The 17,719-nt window shown below is 63.5% G+C and carries 20 protein-coding genes; 12 read left to right on the forward strand and 8 right to left on the reverse strand.

Translation table 11 applies throughout. The features are described 5' to 3' along the window. Positions 1-124: 124 nt before the first annotated feature. From NKJ78_RS22765 to NKJ78_RS22795, 7 genes are all read left to right on the forward strand, one after another. The gene (locus NKJ78_RS22765; RefSeq protein ID WP_023737597.1) at positions 125-1,390 is read left to right on the forward strand and encodes an ABC transporter substrate-binding protein; all 1,266 of its coding nucleotides are present in this window, start codon (positions 125-127) and stop codon (positions 1,388-1,390) included. A 93-nt stretch (positions 1,391-1,483) separates the two neighbouring features. Further along, complete coding sequence (locus NKJ78_RS22770) at positions 1,484-2,419, forward strand: carbohydrate ABC transporter permease (protein WP_352461143.1); 936 nt, start codon at positions 1,484-1,486, stop codon at positions 2,417-2,419. Next, the gene (locus NKJ78_RS22775; RefSeq protein ID WP_352562640.1) at positions 2,412-3,317 is read left to right on the forward strand and encodes a carbohydrate ABC transporter permease; all 906 of its coding nucleotides are present in this window, start codon (positions 2,412-2,414) and stop codon (positions 3,315-3,317) included. Before NKJ78_RS22770 ends, NKJ78_RS22775 begins: the two co-directional genes overlap by 8 nt. Positions 3,318-3,342: 25 nt before the next feature. Then, the gene (locus NKJ78_RS22780; protein ID WP_352461144.1) at positions 3,343-4,449 is read left to right on the forward strand and encodes an ABC transporter ATP-binding protein; all 1,107 of its coding nucleotides are present in this window, start codon (positions 3,343-3,345) and stop codon (positions 4,447-4,449) included. A gap of 44 nt (positions 4,450-4,493) precedes the next feature. Beyond that, positions 4,494-5,261: an SDR family NAD(P)-dependent oxidoreductase gene (locus tag NKJ78_RS22785; protein WP_023737595.1), complete on the forward strand. Its 768-nt coding sequence runs from the start codon at positions 4,494-4,496 to the stop codon at positions 5,259-5,261. A gap of 26 nt (positions 5,262-5,287) precedes the next feature. After that, the gene (locus NKJ78_RS22790) at positions 5,288-6,277 is read left to right on the forward strand and encodes a sugar phosphate isomerase/epimerase family protein (protein ID WP_352562641.1); all 990 of its coding nucleotides are present in this window, start codon (positions 5,288-5,290) and stop codon (positions 6,275-6,277) included. Continuing rightward, positions 6,274-7,086: an SDR family NAD(P)-dependent oxidoreductase gene (locus NKJ78_RS22795; RefSeq protein WP_352461146.1), complete on the forward strand. Its 813-nt coding sequence runs from the start codon at positions 6,274-6,276 to the stop codon at positions 7,084-7,086. The genes NKJ78_RS22790 and NKJ78_RS22795 overlap by 4 nt, the downstream gene beginning before the upstream one ends. Before the next feature lie 408 nt (positions 7,087-7,494). Here the strand turns inward: NKJ78_RS22795 and NKJ78_RS22800 are convergent, their stop codons facing one another. From NKJ78_RS22800 to NKJ78_RS22820, 5 genes are all read right to left on the reverse strand, one after another. Beyond that, the gene (locus tag NKJ78_RS22800; protein ID WP_023671095.1) at positions 7,495-7,929 is read right to left on the reverse strand and encodes a hypothetical protein; all 435 of its coding nucleotides are present in this window, start codon (positions 7,927-7,929) and stop codon (positions 7,495-7,497) included. 693 nt (positions 7,930-8,622) lie between these two features. Further along, complete coding sequence (locus NKJ78_RS22805) at positions 8,623-9,171, reverse strand: dihydrofolate reductase family protein (RefSeq protein ID WP_023744134.1); 549 nt, start codon at positions 9,169-9,171, stop codon at positions 8,623-8,625. A 185-nt stretch (positions 9,172-9,356) separates the two neighbouring features. Beyond that, positions 9,357-9,626: a PilZ domain-containing protein gene (locus NKJ78_RS22810; RefSeq protein WP_081725353.1), complete on the reverse strand. Its 270-nt coding sequence runs from the start codon at positions 9,624-9,626 to the stop codon at positions 9,357-9,359. A 59-nt stretch (positions 9,627-9,685) separates the two neighbouring features. After that, positions 9,686-9,895: a hypothetical protein gene (locus NKJ78_RS22815; RefSeq protein WP_023671091.1), complete on the reverse strand. Its 210-nt coding sequence runs from the start codon at positions 9,893-9,895 to the stop codon at positions 9,686-9,688. 201 nt (positions 9,896-10,096) lie between these two features. Then, the gene (locus NKJ78_RS22820) at positions 10,097-10,471 is read right to left on the reverse strand and encodes a hypothetical protein (RefSeq protein ID WP_352562642.1); all 375 of its coding nucleotides are present in this window, start codon (positions 10,469-10,471) and stop codon (positions 10,097-10,099) included. Between NKJ78_RS22820 and NKJ78_RS22825 the strand changes: the two genes are divergently transcribed. The 4 genes from NKJ78_RS22825 to NKJ78_RS22840 all read left to right on the forward strand — a co-directional run bounded on the left by NKJ78_RS22825 (position 10,470) and on the right by NKJ78_RS22840 (position 13,239). Next, positions 10,470-10,790, forward strand: a complete 321-nt coding sequence (locus tag NKJ78_RS22825) for a hypothetical protein (protein WP_352460738.1) — start codon at positions 10,470-10,472, stop codon at positions 10,788-10,790. The two genes, NKJ78_RS22820 and NKJ78_RS22825, sit on opposite strands and share 2 nt — an antisense overlap. Positions 10,791-11,050: 260 nt before the next feature. Next, complete coding sequence (locus tag NKJ78_RS22830) at positions 11,051-11,803, forward strand: DUF4142 domain-containing protein (protein WP_352460739.1); 753 nt, start codon at positions 11,051-11,053, stop codon at positions 11,801-11,803. A gap of 31 nt (positions 11,804-11,834) precedes the next feature. After that, positions 11,835-12,440 carry a general stress protein gene (locus tag NKJ78_RS22835; RefSeq protein ID WP_023704148.1) on the forward strand — a complete coding sequence of 202 codons (606 nt, stop codon included), beginning with the start codon at positions 11,835-11,837 and terminating at the stop codon, positions 12,438-12,440. Positions 12,441-12,618: 178 nt separating this feature from the next. Next, on the forward strand, positions 12,619-13,239 hold the full coding sequence (locus tag NKJ78_RS22840) for a hypothetical protein (RefSeq protein ID WP_352460740.1): 621 nt from the start codon (positions 12,619-12,621) through the stop codon (positions 13,237-13,239). Between the two features lie 47 nt (positions 13,240-13,286). On the opposite strand, the gene NKJ78_RS22845 is transcribed toward NKJ78_RS22840, so the two are convergent. The 3 genes from NKJ78_RS22845 to NKJ78_RS22855 all read right to left on the reverse strand — a co-directional run bounded on the left by NKJ78_RS22845 (position 13,287) and on the right by NKJ78_RS22855 (position 16,617). Continuing rightward, complete coding sequence (locus NKJ78_RS22845; protein WP_352460741.1) at positions 13,287-14,435, reverse strand: extracellular catalytic domain type 1 short-chain-length polyhydroxyalkanoate depolymerase; 1,149 nt, start codon at positions 14,433-14,435, stop codon at positions 13,287-13,289. A 208-nt stretch (positions 14,436-14,643) separates the two neighbouring features. Next, positions 14,644-15,630, reverse strand: a complete 987-nt coding sequence (locus NKJ78_RS22850) for an aldo/keto reductase (RefSeq protein ID WP_352460742.1) — start codon at positions 15,628-15,630, stop codon at positions 14,644-14,646. 246 nt (positions 15,631-15,876) lie between these two features. Next, entirely contained in the window at positions 15,877-16,617 is a 741-nt protein-coding gene (locus tag NKJ78_RS22855; protein ID WP_352460743.1) for a FadR/GntR family transcriptional regulator, read from the reverse strand. A 125-nt stretch (positions 16,618-16,742) separates the two neighbouring features. Between NKJ78_RS22855 and NKJ78_RS22860 the strand changes: the two genes are divergently transcribed. Continuing rightward, positions 16,743-17,645, forward strand: coding sequence for an NAD(P)-dependent oxidoreductase (locus NKJ78_RS22860; RefSeq protein WP_352460761.1), 903 nt, complete (start codon positions 16,743-16,745; stop codon positions 17,643-17,645). The last annotated feature ends 74 nt before the right edge of the window (positions 17,646-17,719 follow it).

Genomic DNA, 17,719 nt, shown 5'->3' on the forward strand with positions numbered 1-17,719 from the left:
ACTGATAGCTCCAATATGTCATCTTGGAAAGAACTCGAGATTGACGCATCTCGCTGGCGGCGGCTTCAAACCGCGGCCATAAGCGGTCGAGACGAACCGTGCAACACGATATGGGAGTGAAACGATGAAGTCCGTCATGACCGCGCTTGCGGCCGCTGCTGCGTGCACATTTTTCGCCGGAACAGCCTTCGCCGAGCCCAAGACCAACCTTTTGCACCAATGGGCGACCGGATCGGACGCCCAGGCGATCGCCAAGCTCGGCGAGATGTTCACGGCCAAGGGCGGCAAATGGGAACAGACCTCGATCGCCGGCCACACCGCCAATACGCTGGCCAAGCTGCGCGCCGACGTGATTGCCGGCAATGCCCCGCCTGCCGTGCAGCTCAAGGGCCCTGAGATCGCCGAATGGAACGAGACCGGCATGACCGCCGATCTCGACGAGTTGGCGGCCTCGGAAGGGTGGGAGAAAGTGGTGGCGCCGGAATTGCTTCCGGTGATGAAGCCGACCGGCAAATGGGTCGCCGCGCCCATGAACATCCACCGCATCAACTGGCTCTGGGCCTCGCCCAAGGTCATGCAGACGGCCGGCGTGGCGGAAATGCCGAAGACCTGGGCCGAGTTCAATGCGGCCTGCGACAAGATCGTCGCCACAGGCAAGATCTGCATCTCGCATTCGACCGCCGACTGGACGGATTCGACGGTGTTCGAGGTCGTGCTCTACGGCCAGGACATCGATCTCTACCGCAAGGCCTTCGTCCAAGGCGATGTCGAGTCCATGCGCAGCCCGGGGATGGTCAAGGCCTTCACGCAGATGCGCCTGATGACGAGCAAGTACATGGATCCGGGCATGGTCGGCCGCGACTGGGATTCGATGTCGGCGCTCGTCGGCAAGGGCGACGCGGCGTTCCACATCATGGGCGACTGGACGATCGGCCTTTTGACCGCCGCTGGCTTCAAGGAAGGCACCGACTATGTCTGCGCCCAGGCGCCGACCGATTGGGGCAAACCCGGCTTCATCCTCAACTCGGACTCGGTCGTGTTCTTCAAGCAGAAGGACCAGGATTACATCGACGGCCAGAAGCTGCTGGCCAGCCTGATCCTGTCGCCCGACTTCCAGACGGTCTTCAACCAGGCCAAGGGCTCGATCCCCGCACGCCTGGATATCGATCTGTCGAAGGGCTTCAATCCGTGCCAGCAGCTCTCGCAGAAGGATCTGCAGGCTTCGATCAAGGAGGGCACGCTGGTCCGCTCGATGGCGCACAACATGACAATCCCGCAGAAGATGCGCGGCGCGATCATGGACTCGATTACCGAGTTCGTGGCGACGCCGGACATGTCGCCCGAGGATGGCGCCAATGCGATGGCCGACGCGGCGGAAGCACAGAAATAGACGGGAATGGCCGGGCGCCATCCGCACCCGGCCGTCCGCCATCCCGGTCCCGCGCTCCGCCAGTCCTGTGCTCTGCCAATCTCCGTGCTCTGAATGTCAAATCACGACCTGATCCTGTCGGTACCGGCGCCCGCCCGCCCCTGGCGCGAGCGGCTGGGCTCCGCGATGCCCTTGCTGGTGCTCGGCCCCTCTCTTGTGGCGAGCTTCGTCTACGTCTTCGTGTTCACCGGCTGGACGCTCTATATCTCGCTGTCCAACTCCTCGCTGCTGCCGACCTACGGCTTCGTCGGCCTGGACAACTACTCGTCGCTGTGGGCGAACCGGCGCTGGAACATCGCCTACAACAACCTGTTTTTCTTCAGCGCTTTCTACATCGTCGGCTCGATGGCGGTGGGACTGCTGCTGGCGATCCTGATCGACCAGCGCGTGCGCGGCGAAGCGGCCTGGCGCACGATCTTCCTCTATCCGCTGGCCGTCTCCTTCATCGTCACCGGCACGGTCTGGAGCTGGCTCTACAATCCGACCGACGGCATCCAGGCCATGGTGCGCGGTTTCGGCTGGGCGAGCTTCAGTTTCGCACTCGCCAGCGACCGGCACTATGCGATCTACGCGGTGATCATCACCGGTGTCTGGCAGGCCTCGGGCTTTGCCATGGCGCTGTTCCTGGCCGGCCTGCGCTCGGTGGATCAGGACCTCGTCAAGGCCGCGCAGATCGACGGCGCATCGACGTTCCGCATCTATCGCAAGGTGCTTCTGCCAACCATTGCGCCGATCTTCCTGGCGGTCGCCGTCATCCAGATCCAGTTCGCCATCAAGACCTTCGACCTCGTGGCGGCCCTGACCAAAGGCGGCCCGGGGATCTCGACCACCTTCCCCGCCATCTACGTCTATGACCTGATGTTCCAACGCGGCCAGATCGGCGAAGGTGCGGCCGCCGCCATCATGATGCTTGCCGCTGTTGCCGTGGTGCTGGTGCCCTATTCATTCTGGGTGGTCTGGCGCCGGCGCAAGGAAGCCGGCCATGGCTGACGTCTCCCTGGACCAGTCGCTCGACCGTCGCGCTGCCGCAGTCGCGTCGCGCCGGCATTTTCTCACCCGCTTCGCCATCTATGGGCTGCTGGTCGTCTTCGCGGCGATCTACCTGGTCCCGTTGCTGGTGGTGGTGCTGAATTCATTCCGCGACCAGCAGGAGATCGCGCGCAACGGGTTGATCTCGCTGCCGCGCAGCTTCCGCCTCGATGCCTGGGGCCAGGCCTGGAGCACCTATTGCATCGGCGGCACCTGCGAGGGCATGCAGCGCAACTTCTACAACTCCCTGAAGATGACGATCCCGGCCACGATCATCTCGACGGCGGTCGGCGCGATGAACGGTTACATCCTGTCGAAATGGCGCTTCAGGGGTTCGGAAGCTTTGTTCACCTGCATGCTGCTCGGCGTCTTCATTCCGGGCCAGATTTCGTTGATGCCGTGGGCGTTCATCCTCGGCAATCTCGGCCTCAGCAATTCGGTCTACGGGCTCGTCCTCATCCACGTCATCCAGGGCATTTCGTTCACCACTTTGTTTTGCCGCAACTACTACGTCAGCATCCCCGACGACCTGATCAAGGCGGCGCGCATCGACGGCGCCGGCTTCTGGCGCATCTTCCGCAAGATCATTCTGCCGCTCTCCTCACCGATCCTGATCGTCACGGTGATCTGGCAGTTCACCGGCATCTGGAACGAATATCTGTTCGGCGTCGTCTTCACCTCCGGGCAGCAACAGCCGATCACGGCAGCGCTCGTCGCGCTGACGGCAAGCGGCACCAATGTGCGCGCCTACGATGTCATGAGCGCCGCCGTGCTGATCGGCGCGCTGCCGCCGGTGCTGATCTATCTCTTCGGCGGCAAGTATTTTGTGCGCGGCCTGACGCAAGGTGCCATCAAATGAGGCGCGATCAAGTGAAGGGCATCGCATGTCGACATTGACCATCCGATCGCTGCGCAAGAACTACGGTGCGGTCGAGGTGCTGAAGGGCGTCGATCTCGAGGCGCAGGACGGCGAGTTCATCGCGCTGGTCGGACCCTCCGGCTGCGGCAAGTCCACTCTGCTGGCGATGATCGCCGGGCTTGAAACCGTTACCTCCGGCGAGATCCGCATCGACGGGCGGCTGGTCAATTCGGTGCCGCCGAAGGACCGCGACATCGCCATGGTGTTCCAGTCCTACGCGCTCTACCCGACGATGACGGTGCGCGAGAACATCACCTTCGGCATGGAAAGCCGCCGCGTCCCGAAGCCGCAGCAGGACGAGGCCGTCAGTCGAGTTGCTGCCTTCCTGCAGATCGAGCCGTTGCTTGGCCGCAAGCCCGGACAGCTCTCGGGCGGCCAGCGCCAGCGCGTCGCCATGGGCCGGGCGCTGGTTCGCGATCCCAAACTGTTCCTGTTCGACGAGCCGCTCTCCAATCTCGATGCCAAGCTGCGCGTCGACATGCGCACCGAAATCAAGAAGCTGCATCACCGCGTCGGCAAGACCACCGTCTACGTCACCCACGACCAGGTCGAGGCGATGACGCTGGCGTCGCGCATCGCCGTGATGCATCAGGGCGAGGTCCAGCAATTCGACGATCCCGCCACGATCTACAACCGTCCGGCCAACATGTTCGTCGCCGGCTTCATGGGGTCGCCGGCGATGAATTTTTTGGCCGCGGAACTGAACCAGGAAGACGGCCGCCCGACTGTCGTCCTGCAGACCGCCGACGGCAAGACGGCCAGCCTGCCGATCGTCCAGGCGCTCCCATCCGACACGCCGCGACAGCTTGTGCTCGGCATCCGTCCCGAGCACATCTACCGCTTCGATCCCGACCTCGCGCGCCGCAAGCCGGGCATCGCGCAGATCGATGCAGTGGTCGAACTGGTCGAGCCGACAGGCGCGGAGACCATGGCCGTCCTGCGCCTGGGCGGCAAGGAGATCACCGGCCGTTTCGACCCCGACGGCACGCCGCTTATGGGCGAGACGGTGACGCTCGGCATCGACATGGCGCGTGCCTGCCTGTTCGACCCGACGACCCAACGCCTGATCTGATCTGACCCGATCTGACCGAAGCTTGATCTGAAAAGAGTTCCGCCTTGTCCTTCGCCACCTATCCGAGCCTGTCCGAGCGTGTCGTGCTGATCACCGGCGGTGCGTCGGGCATCGGCGCCGACACGGTCCGCGCCTTCTGCGCCAATGGCGCGCGCGTCGCGTTTCTCGATCTGCAGCAGGAGGCCGGCGAGCAGCTTGCCCGCGACCTCGCCGCCACGGCAGCGCATCCGCCCCTGTTCCTGCGCTGCGACGTGACCGATATCTCTGCCCTGCAGGCCGCGATCGGCACGGTGCGCGACCGCCTGGGGCCTGTCGCGGTGCTGGTCAACAACGCCGCCGACGACAATCGCCTCTCCGTCGCCGACGTGACGCAGGAATACTGGGACCACGCCCAGGATGTGAACCTCAGGCACCACTTCTTTGCCGCCCAGGCCGTGCATCCGCACATGCAGGAATTGGGCTTTGGTTCGATCGTCAATTTTTCCTCGATCGCCTGGCGTTTCGGCGCGTCAGAGATGGCGCCCTATGCGGCGGCCAAGGCTGCGGTGGTCGGGCTGACCTTCGCGCTGGCGCGGGCGTTTGGCCCCGACAACATCCGCGTCAACGCCATCGAGCCGGGCGCCGTCATCACCGACCGGCAGCGGGAGCTTTGGTACAAGACCCAAGGTTCGGTCGACCAGGTCGTGCAGCGCCAGGTGATCCGCAAGGTTCTGCTCGGCGAGGAGATCGCGCGCACGGTGCTGTTCCTCGCCGCCGACGACAGCCGCATGATCACCAAGCAGTCGATCACCGTGGATGCCGGCCTGAGATGACCACACCTGACTCAAAGGATCGCTTCATGCTCGAGGTCGGCCTGAACCCCTACGGCCTGACCTATCATCTCGGCCTCCAGGGCCGCGGCACGCCACGCGCCAATCCTAGACCTGCGGGGCTCGATGGTTTCATCGCGCTCGCGACCGATCTCGGCGCGCGCGTGCTGGAGATCTGGGTGCCATGGCTGACCGAGCTTTCCGACGACGCGGTGATCGCGCTGCGCGAACGGCTCGCCGGTATTGGCATCGCGCCGGTCGTCAGCGGCGGCCTGCTGGTGGGCGAGCCGCTCGACGATGCGTTTCGGGCCGCGCGCCTGCTCAAAGCCAAAATCATCCGGACGGCGCTGACGCCGGTTCTCTGCGGTGACCGCAACGCCGCCGGCGAAAAATGGAGCGAGTACGTCGGCATCATTCGAGAGCGATTGGTGGAATGGGGTCCCCGCGCGAATGCCGAAGGGTATGTCCTTGCGATCGAAAACCACCAGGACTTTACCAGCCGGGAACTCGTCGATTTCTGCGCCCTCGGTGGTGACAGTGTGGGCGTCACCTTCGACACCGGCAACACGTTCCCGGTCGGCGAAGCGCCGCTCGATTTTACGAAGGTGATCGCCCCCTATGTCCGCCATGTCCACCTCAAGGATTATCGCGTGCAGTTCACGACCGAAGGTTACCGGCTGATCCGCTGCGCCATCGGCGACGGTGCGGTACCGTTTGCCGAGCTGTTCGCAATTCTTGGCCAGCACCACGATCGCCTGACCGCCGTTCTCGAACCGGGCGCCTTGGAGGCCCGGCATGTCCGCTATCTCAGCGACGACTGGTGGCGCGGCTATCCGCAGAAGACGGCACGCGAATTTGCCGCCTGCCTGGCGGCCGCGCAGCGCAACCGGCTGCCCGACGATGCCGACTACCGCACGCCTTGGGAGCGCGAAGCCGACGTCTCACTGGTTTCCTATGAGCTCGACATGATCCGGCGCAGCGCCGCCAACATGCGCAAACTGATGGAGAATATCCGATGACGGCACGTGAACTCGATGGATTGACCGCCTTCGTAACCGGCTCCGGCCGTGGCCTCGGCCGCGTGATGGCCGAGCGCCTGGCCGAACTCGGCGCCAATGTCGCGATCCACGACATGGACGAGGAAGCGCCGGCCAAATATGGCGAGTTCGCCAATCTGAGCGAAGTGGTCGAGCGCCTGAAGCGGCACGGCACGGAGGTGACGTCGGTGACCGGCAACATTGGCGACCAGAAGGCGGTGGCCGCGATGAAGCGCAAGATCGAGGCCGATCTCGGTGACGTGCATGTGCTGGTCAATTGCGCCGGCGGCGACATCGGCGCCAAGGGCGGCAAGCCGAACCCGAACAACGCCCTCGACATCGAACTGGACGACATCCGCGTGCTCACCGAGAACAATCTGATCGGCACGATGCTGGTCTGCCAAGCCTTCGTGCCGCCGATGAAGCAGCGCGGCGGCGGCTCCGTCATCAACATCGCCTCCGCGGCGGCACATCTCGGCTGCTCGCCCGAGGTCGTTTACTCCACCTTGAAGGCCGCGGTCGTGCATTACACGCGCTGTCTCGCCAAGGAACTGATCGACGACGGCGTGCGCATCAACGCGGTCAGCCCAGGCGCCACCAAGACGGCACGCTTCCAGGCGACCCGCGTGGTCGATCCCGAGCGCATGGACTCGAGCAAGAAGTCGCTGAACCGCTATGCCGAGCCGGAGGAGATCGCCGAGGCGGTGGCGTTTCTGGCTGGCCCGCGGGCGCGGTTTATCAACGGGCAGGTGCTGCGGGTGGATGGCGGGTTTACGATTTTTCCGGGGTGATGGGGCGGGCCTCGAATTTCAATTTCGGGGCCGAAAGCGGAAGTGCCGTTTTCGGGATTCCTGGGTTAAATTGCCCCCTCACGCCTCGAGCTTTTCGCAGCGTCAAAACGGCTGTGGAGGGATTGGCAGGCTATACCGCTGACGAAGCGCACATGTGACGCACCGAGGATAAGTAACCCCGCTTGGTCACGAGGGCGCTGCCGACCGGTTGGTCGAAACTGGCGCTGGTACTCGCTATTCACGAAATTGCCGATCACCCTGACGAGGTCCACTAAGCAATGGTGAACGTCATTTCTGAAGTCGCAAGCAACTCGGCCGCCCTACTCCATTGAGGTCAGCCATGCCTTCGCGGAGCCGACGCAATCTCTGCTGGAGCCTGCATGCTTCTTCAGGCGCAAGCGCTGTGTCTCAGTGCGGCATGAATCCTTTTCTCAGCCAAGCCAATATCTTGCTCCCATTGAGAACCCTGCGGACACGCCCGGCGGCCCAGCCAGCCTGCATGGTGGCGCCGGTGTGGCAACTGCAGACGATCTCATGCAACTGCCAATCGGAGAGTTCGAAGAAGCGTCTGGCTTCCCCGTAGGTATCCGATTGCATGCCCGATGCACGCAGCAGTGGATCGTCAAAGGCGACACTAATCGCCGATCCGACCGCGCGCGCTTCTCCGCGGACAGAGGGATGCAGATGCTCAGTCCCGGTGAGAGCCACAAGGGAGCGCGTCGGATTTCGATAGAGCAGTTCCGCCCACCGCTCTATCCGTTGCGTCCTTGTAGCCAGCAGAGCCGGCGATAGTGGACTGATGTCCGCGACTGACTGGAGTTGATCGAGTGTCTGGTGCTTCATGACTGCCTCCTGTTGGTCGTTCCAATCCCTAGGCCTTTGCTGCAGGATTGGCTCACACGCTAAGCCGCCTCGTAAAGGAGCGGCGGCCGATCAGGTGTTGCCACCAATCGCCCACAGGCACCGCGCGGCGGCATCTGCAGCGACACCAACTGCATTCCTTCGCCAATGTTCCAGCGGGATGAAAAAAACTGTGCGGCCGGCCGACCCGACGGATCCGGCTGGCGCACGCAGGATCCTGAACTGCTGGACGATGATGACGCAGGCCTGGAAAGGCGGCTAGGTTGGACCTTGCTTTTCAGGCTTGACCATGATGTTTCACTACCCGCTCGGTCATCGCGGGAAGGCCAGGAGCAGAGCCGCTGGCAACGGTGAGTTGCGGACCAGGGCGGGCGGTGGTGGACGACGCCCTTGGGCCGCCAGGTCACTGAAGGAGCAACCGAAGCGGCGCTTCGGGCGTAAAAGCGATGTCCTTGTAGGTCTGCAATGTCTGCTTATGGAGGAACGGCGGCAAGGCCTCTTTGACCGGCATGGGGCGCATTGCTGACCGGCAGATTTTCGGCCGACAGCAGACCCTCTGCTGCTTGGGTACCCAGCACGCAAGCTGACATGTGAGACCTCGGTGCGAAGGCCGGGACCAGGCCCACTGCGAACGTACGTGTTGGTTCGCATGTTGGCGCTGAAGCGCCTTATCGTTCAGCCTCGCGGCACATAGATCATATGCACCGTATCGTCATCGATCAATGTGCTCGACACCAGTTGCAGCGGAGGCCTTGCCTCGTGGAAGAAAGGCTTGCCCTTGCCGAGCACGAACGGCCTCACGTGCAGGTGATATTCCTCAATCAGGCCCAGCCCGGTCATAAGACCGGCCAGTTCCGGACCGGAAACGCTCAGGATACCCTCCGTGCGGGCCGCGATCTCGCGAATCTGCGCTTCAATATCGCCGGAGATGAGGGTGGCGTTCGGGCCGACCCGTGAAAGTGTGCGCGAAACGACCCATTTGGGCAGCTTGCGCCAGAGTGTCGCGAACTGGCGAAGCGAAGCATCCCATTCCGCGTGATCATCGTCCCAATAGCGCATGACCTCGTACATCCGGCGGCCATACACAGCGCCGGCATGGTTGCGAATCGTCTCGATCCAGTACTCGAAGTGCTTCTGGCTTGGTGCGCCCATGACCAGATTTCCGGCAAGGTCATCGACATAGCCATCGATGGAAACGTTCATTCCCAAGATAAGTTTGCCCAAAAGCAGCGCCTTCACCTAGTGGGTCCACGGACCAACCGCTTGCAATGCAAGCGGTCAGAGGCTATCGCAACTGATTGCAAATCGCAAGCAGCATGGAAGGAAGCGTTCGTGCCGCAAACGAGCCCTGCCTTGTCCCATCAACCCTGCACTTGAACAGCTGGGTGATCCGTCCCCGCTACCGCCATCTAGGCCTGCCTTCCCGAATCAAGCTGCACCCCAAGTCGCTCGTTCCGTCTCCACCGCACCACGGCGCGATAGCTGGTATGATCTACCGGCACGTGAAGCACGAAACGGTCGGGGATTGCGATATCGGCCTTCACCCGTAGCTCCGCGCCATGGGCGTGCTGGTTACAAACCAGACAATTGATACTGGCGTCGCCAACGCGGATTGTCGCTTCCTTCAGAACAAGATCACGGATATGCGACCGTCGCTCTATCGGTGGGTCAGTCGGCATTGCCTTATCCCTCTGATGTGTCGACCTGAAACTCTTCTGAACCCGGAATGGAAAGCGCACTACCGGCCCAGCGGTTGCCTCGAAAGACTGACGAGCTCGGCTTCGTCGACCACGCCGGCCATATAGTTCGCGATAATCCGGGATGCGATGGCGTCGCGTGCTTCGGGCGACTGACCGTCGCGCTTAAGCTGCTCGAATACACGGCCCAACAGCTCGAGTTCGGATGGCTGCAAAACGCCGGCCTCGGTGGCTTTGCGTCGAATGGGCATTTGTGATCCTCCACTACGGTCAACAACATACGACCGCGGCAGGGAAACTCAACTCACCTGTCGAGGGCGCCGCGCGGGCGGCGCCGACCACAAATCCCGTTTACCCGAGCGGGGAGTTTTTCACTCAAAGCCACAGTGATCTGGCGTCCATACAAAGCCCGCCAGCAAAGCCGGCGGGCGCAATAGTCATAAGATACGCCGCTAGAACCAGCTTCGGTCGCGTTCCTGGCTTTGCCCGAGCAGCATGCCGATCAACAACCCGGCAATGCCGCCAAGCACGAAAGCGCTGCTGATGGTGCCGGGATTTTGCTGGACGGCTTCGGACACCGTCTGCGCCTGCGATCTCAGCTGCTGCGTTGCCCGTGCCGCGCGCTCGGTCGCGCTGCCGTACCAGCCGCCGGCTTCGCCGACGGCATCTTCTGCGCGGTCGGCAAGCGTCCGGTTGATCTTGCTGATCTCGCGCTTCAGCGATGCGACCTGCTTCTCCAGGGCCTCCTGGGCCTCTCGGGCGGACATCTTCGGGGTGTCCTTGGGGGTGTCCTTCGCGGTGCCCTTCGGGGTGTCGTTGTCGGCCATGGCTGTTCCTTTCGTTGAGGCAGGGGGAACGGCCAACGGACAAGGATGGTTCCGCTGCCTGCGCTCACAGTCATTCACCCGGCCGGCCGCCAACTTTGGGAACACTCTCCCGATCCAACGGTTGTGGCTGATGGAGGGCACGCATTTGTCGAATCGATCGAGCCATGCTGAAACGCTGCGGACGGTCTCCGATCTGCTACACCGCGCCCGCCTTGTCATTCGCGACGGCGGCCATGCGGCGGCGATGTTCGAAATAGACACGCTGCTGCAGGTCGCCCAGACAGAGGTTGCGCGCCGCCTCGAACGCAACGATCGCTGAACCTCGATAGGCCACCGCGGGCACTATTCATTGCGGGCGGCGAAGGCCTCGTTTCCCTTTGCGATGGACTTGCAAGGCGCCCATCGAGCGGGTCGCCGTCCGAGCCACGCGTCGACATCGCAAAGGCGCAAAATCCGAGGATGAGGGGCCATCATCGCGGCATCGACCCTCCCGGTTATAACGCTTGGGCGGCGGAACAAAGCTTGGCCGCACTGGTTAGGCTCACAGCACGATGTGTGCCCCAACGAGGATCTCTGTCCATGAAAACACGTGTTCTTCTAGCTTCGCTGGCCACCGCCACAGCCATGGTCTTCGCCCTGCCCGCCTTTGCCGCCGACAGTGCTCAGGACTTTGTCGACAAGGCTGCCATCGGCGGCCTGTTCGAAGTGGATTCCAGCAAGATCGCAGAAGGCAAGGCCCAGGATCAAGGCGTTAAGGATTTCGCCAAGAAGATGATCGACGATCACGGCGCCGCCAACGCCAAGCTTGCGACCATCGCCGGCGAACAGAAGCTGAAAGTGCCGACGGAGTTGGACGCCAAGCACAAGGCCGATCTGGAGGCTCTGCAGAATGCCAACGATGCCGTCGACAAGCCCTATTTCCAGATGCAGCGCGATGCGCATTCGGAGGCGGTCACGCTGTTCGAGAGCTATGCCAAGGACGGCGACAACGCGCAGTTGAAGACCTTCGCCTCCGAGACCTTGCCGACGCTCAAAATGCATCAGGAAATGGTCGAGAAGATCGCTTCCGCCGACAATGCATCGTCGACCACCAGCTCCACCACCCCTGCCGTGAGCACGACCGACACCACCAATCCGGCCGCCCCGGTCCCGGGTGCCAACAGCTTCACCGAGGATCAGGCCAAGAGCCGCATTCAGGATGCCGGCTTCTCCGGCGTGTCCAAGCTAACCAAAGACGACCAGGGCATCTGGCGCGGTCAGGCCACCAAGGATGGCAAGACCACGACCGTGGCGCTCGATTATCAGGGCAACGTCGTTGCCGGCGCCAACTGAACCTCTGAACCAGATCGAGGAGATCAAGACCATGAAAACCGTAACCGGACTTTTCGACAACTACGATGACGCCTCCGATGCCGTCGGCGAACTGGAGGCAATCGGCGTGCCGCAGGCCGACATCAGCATCGTCGCCAACAATTCGGACGACTGGTACGACGACGGCGACACTTCCAACGCCGCCGAGGATGCAGCCGGGGGCGCCGGTCTCGGAGCCGTCATTGGCGGCGCCGGAGGGCTTCTGACAGGGCTCGGCATCATGGCCATTCCTGGCGTCGGTCCTGTCGTGGCCGCAGGATGGCTGGCCGCCACCGCGGTCGGCGCCGTTGGCGGCGCGGTCGTCGGTGGCGCTGCCGGTGGCATCGTCGGGGCGCTGACCGAGTCAGGCGTCCCCGAAAGGGATGCGCATGTCTATGCGGAGGGCGTTCGCCGCGGTGGCACGATGGTGACGGCCAGGGTCAGCGACGAACTCGCCGACGAGGCAGAGCGTATTCTTGGCGAATCCAACTCGGTCGATCTGCAAGACCGCCGACGCGCCTATGAAGCCGGGGGCTGGACCGGCTTCGATGCCAATGCCGACCCCTACACCGACATCGAGGCCGAGCGCGACAGAACGCGCAACGCCAGCCCACTCTGATCATCGAGCCCCGTCGCCGTACGGCGGCGGGGCCGAAGGTGCTGTCGGCGCACTGAAAGCGACGTTCAGATTCGGCCATAAGGGGCGGGTTCTCATCGGACCTGCCCCTTTTCGCTGTTGCCTTGGCTTGACCGGCTCTCGCCGTGTTAACGTCGAACCAACCCAGCCCCAGGAAAGCATGAGCCCGTCCCCGCAACTGATTGCCGAATGGCCGTTGTCGCCGTCAGCGACACTCGGGTCCGCCGCGCGCTCCAAGGGGATCGAACGTGAAGTCAGAGCCCGGCTGCCATGGGCAGTCAGGAAGCACGTCAAGGCCGAGACGGGCCGCATCGCATTGCGAATGTCGAGATCCGAAGCGGAAGCGTTCAAGGCCGCCTCTGCCAGTATCTCCAAAACACTGGAGGGAGTGGAAGCGCTGCCTGTGCTTCCACGCGAGGTCGAGGATATCCTTACGATCTCTTCGCGCGAGCGCCACAAATGGCTCAAGGACGGTCGGCTGCAAAGCACCGGCACACGCACCGTCAAGATGCGTGGGCGATCAAAGTCTGTCACCTTCCACGTTTTCGACCCGCGCCACATCGAGGACGTCCTGGACCGCGATCTGGCAACCGTCTGGAGAGAGCAGGATGTCCAGGAGGTCGCCGAGAACAGGCGGCGCGGCGCGGGCAAGGCCGCGCTGACGCGCGCGGGAAAGGGCACCGGGCAGGCTCGCACTGCGAGGAACGCCCGGGACACGGATGGCCCGCCGCCCGGACTGAAGGGCTGGGATGCGTTCGAGGACGAAGGCCTGCTGCGATAATGATGCTGGCGCTTGCCCTTGTCCTTTGTGCGGGGGGAGCCTCAGCCTCAGCGCATCAATCCCGCTGCCCGCAGCGCGTCCTCGATGACCTTGGTAATCCCGCCCGCCGGACCGCCTGGCGGATTGACAGGCTCCGGGGCCGGATCGACACGGACAGCTCGCGGTTTTTCCTTCAGCGAGAAAGGCTGCAATGCAGTGCCTGAAGCGGCCTTGGCTTTCGCCGTGCGTCGTACCTCTGGCTTCGTCAGCCCCCAGAAACGGGCGATGTGGCGCGTCGAGGAAATCCCGACATCCAACATGAACGGCCCTGCTTTGCCGAGAGCATTGTCGCCGCTCGCCTGCAATGGTGTGCCATGGCCCATGCCGGCAATGCTGTATGCCTCGACCACGTCGCGGCCTTTGCCATCGGACCAGACTTTTCGGCTCTGACCGTCGACCTTTTCCGTGCGTGTCGGTGCTTGAGCGAGGCCGTGCACGCCCTGCCATTGCGCCAGCACCGCGTCGGCATTGGAAGGCACCACGGTCGTATCGGCCGAGCCCTGCCAGACCGAAATCCTCGGCCACGGCCCCTTGTGCGGCGAGGCCTCCCGCAAAAGACGCTGCAGGTCGCTTCTGGACGGGCCGCCATGGCCACGCATGCGGTCGAAGGCTTCGGGGATGGTCGAGGCGCTGCCATAGGCAAGCCCGGCAATGATCGCGCCACCGGCAAACACGTCCGGGTAGGTCGCCAACATCACCGCCGCCATGGCGCCGCCAGCGGAAAGGCCGGTGACGAATATCCGCTTGCGGTCGAGACCGTGAGTGACCACCGCCGCCTCGATCATCTGGCGGATGGACAGCGCCTCGCCGCTGTCGCGGCTTATATCGCCTGGCACGAACCAGTTGAAGCAAAGATTGGCGTTGTTGGCGCGCTGCTGCTCGGGGAAAAGCACGGCAAAACCCTGATCGGCAGCAAGTTCGGTCCAGCCGGAACCATGGTCGTAGCCGGCGGCAGTCTGGGTACAGCCATGCAGCACCACGACCAGCGCCGCCTGCTTCGGCAGGTTTTCAGGAAGATAAAGCCGCGCACGCAAGGCGCCCGGATTGGACCCGAACCCTGTTATCTCGGACAGGTGATCTTCCTTGCTCTGTCCTGCACCGGCTGGCCGGCGGCGCATCGCGCTCAGCCGGGCGATCGTATCGGATATGTCTCGCAAATTGGTATCCTTGCGCGCCGGAATGGGCAGACTCGTGCACACAACGCACACGCAGCAATATCGTTGCTGCACTGCACAATAACAAGCGGCACGGCCGATTAAATGACCGGTGGATCACAGGAGCCGCTGCACAGCTTGTAACGACGAGCGCAATTTTGCCCCGGCTGACCTCTGGTCAGTCAGCCGGTCGAGGGCGGCAGGCGCTGGCTCACCAGCGCTGATGCACGTAGGGCTTGATGTTCTCATCGTAGACCGCCTTCACCTTGGCCATCAACTCGGAGGATAACGGCGCAAGCTCAGCCGCTTCCGCATTGGAAACCGCCTGCGCCGGATTGCGGGCGCCGGGGATGACAACCGTCACCGCGTCGAACATCAGGATCCAGCGCAGCGCGAATTTCGCCATGGTGGTGTCGCCTGACACCAGCGGCCGCACCTTCTCGACCGCCCCCAGCCCGACCTCATAGGGCACGCCCGAAAACGTCTCGCCGACATCGAAGGCTTCGCCATTCCTGTTGAACAGGCGATGGTCGGTGGTCTCGAACTTGGTGTCCGTCCTGAACTTGCCGGACAGCAGGCCGCTGGCCAGCGGCACGCGGGCGATGACGGCGACATCGTTCTTCTTCGCCTGGTCGAAGAACAGCTCGGCCGGGCGCTGGCGAAAGGCGTTGAAGATGATCTGCACGCTGACGACACCGGGATATTGCATCGCCTTCAGCGCCTCTTCGACGCGCTCGACGCTGACGCCGTAATTGCGGATCTTGCCCTGCTCGGTGAGCTTGTCGAGACGCTCGAACACCTCCGGATGATAGTAGAGATCGGTCGGCGGGCAATGCAGCTGCACCAGGTCGAGCGTGTCGGTCTCGAGGTATTTCAGGCTGCGGTCGATCCAGCCGGTGAGGTTCTCGACGCTGTAGCCCTCGACCGTCTGCTTCGGCAGCCGCCGTCCGGCCTTGGTGGCGATGAACGGGCGCGCGCCACCGCGTTCCTTCATCACCCGTGCGATCAGCTTTTCCGAACGGCCGTCGCCATAGACGTCGGCGGTGTCGAGGAAGCTGACGCCGGCATCGAGCGCGGCATGCAGGGCGGCCACCGCATCGTCGTCATTGACCTCGCCCCAGGCTGCGCCGATTGCCCAGGCGCCGAAGCCGATCTCGCTGACTGATCTGCCGGTACGGCCAAATTTCCGTGAATGCATTTCGCTGTTCCTGACTTGCGGCTTCGCCGGCAATGCCGGCTCCATGATTGCGATTTTTCGGGGAGCCTCATACCGCACGGCAACGCGATTGACATCCCTCTTCCCTGGATTTACCAGATCACTGGGTTGTATGACAACCCGGTAAGATTGCAACGATTTCGAGCCGGGAGGAACATGTCGCTGATTCGCGAACTCGATCTCCGACGGGGTCGCCGGATGAGCAGTCCGTCAACCGTGGTTGGCCCCCTAATCGTGAACAGCCTTGTTGCGCAGATCCTCGAAGCGGGCATAGCTTTTGGTCAGATGGCTGCGCATGGCGCGGCGCGCGGCGTTGACGTCCCTGGCTTCGATGGCCCCGAGAATGGCGCGATGCTCGCGCTGCATGCGGTCGAGATATTTTTCCCGCTCGGCCTCCGTCATGCGGTCGAGCCGCGTCCAATGGCGCGGGACCATGGCGCTGCCGAACGTGTCGAACAGCCGGGTGAAATTCGGGTTCTGCGTCGCGGCGAGAATGGCGCGGTGGAAGCCGAAATCCTCTTCCGAGCCGGAGCCGCCGGCACGCACCGCCGCCTCCAGCGCGTCGAGCCGCGCGCTCATCTGTTGAAGCGCCGCCTCGCTGCGCCGTTGGGCCGCAAGGCCGGTCGCTTCCACCTCGATGCCCATGCGCAGTTCGAGCACGCGCAGCACCTCGTCGATCGATTCGAGATCGTCGGGCAGCACGGAAAACGTCTTCGGCGGCGGATCCTTGGCGACGAAGGCGCCGAGCCCCTGGCGCGTGGTGATCAGCCCGCGCGCACGCAGCGCCGCCAGCGCCTCGCGCACCACGGTGCGGCTGACGCCTGTGGCAGCAACAATCTCCTGCTCGGTCGGCAGCCGCTGCCCCGGCGCAAGGTCACCGGATTCGATCTGCGCAATCAGCGTGTTGACCAGACCCGTCCGCAGGTTGGGCGCCTGCGGTATGGCGTCGAAAGTCATGGGCTCCGCCATCAGCGCGACTCCGGTTCGATTCTTGTTCAAAGGATTGCATCGACAGGTGCTCGCCGCAAGGTGACGAAAGGTGAGCCCGCCGGTGTGGGTCCAAGGAGAATTACATGAAAAAACCCGAGGATTGCATGAAAGAACGCATCGGCTTCATCGGCCTGGGCAGTATGGGCGCCGGCATGGCCGACAATCTGCTGCGCAAGGGCTGGCCGCTGACGGTGCATGTCCACCGCAGCCGCACGGCCGCCGACCGGCTGATCGCCGCCGGCGCCACCGAAGCGCCAAGCCCGCGCGCGCTCGCCACCGCGAGCGACATCGTCATCCTGTGCGTCACCGGTTCGCGCGAGGTCGAAGCGCTGGTCAAGGGCGCAGACGGGCTTGCTGCGGCCAAGACGCCGCTGCTGATCATCGACTGCTCGACCTCCAATCCGTCATCGACGACAGCGCTTGCCGCCGACGTCGCGGAGCAGGGGATGACGCTGATGGACGCGCCGCTGGCGCGCACGCCCAAGGAAGCCACCGAGGGCAAGCTCGACGTCATGGTCGGCGGCCCGGCCGAAATCGTCGCCCGAGCGCGGCCGGTGCTCGAGGCCTTCGCCGCGCGAATCGTCCACACCGGCCCGACCGGCAGCGGCCACACCATGAAGTTGCTCAACAATTTCGTCTCGATGGGCTATTCCGCGATCTACTCGGAAGCGCTGAGCCTCGGCGCCAAGGCCGGCCTGACGCCGCAGGTCTTCAACAGCGTCATCTCCGGCAGCCGCATGGATTGCGGCTTCTACCAGGCCTTCTTCGATTTCGTCCTCAACCGCAACGAAAACGCCCAGCGCTTCGCCATCGCCAATGCGCTGAAGGACATGACCTACCTCGCCTCCTTCGCCCAGGCCACCGGCATCGCCAACCCGATCGGCGCCGCGGTGCGCAATGGGTTCGCCACGGCAGTCACCACCGGCCACGGCGAGAAGTTCGTGCCGGCGCTGTCGGATATTGTGGCGGGGCTGAATGGGGTGTCGCTGGTGGAGGCGGCGGAGTAAAACCTCGTACGGCGCTCCCCAAATCGGGCGCTTTCTGGTAGCAGCGGAGGCGATGCACAAGACCATCGTCGGTC

It is taken from the genome of Mesorhizobium sp. M0037, assembly GCF_040323635.1.
Classification (GTDB): Bacteria; Pseudomonadota; Alphaproteobacteria; order Rhizobiales; family Rhizobiaceae; genus Mesorhizobium.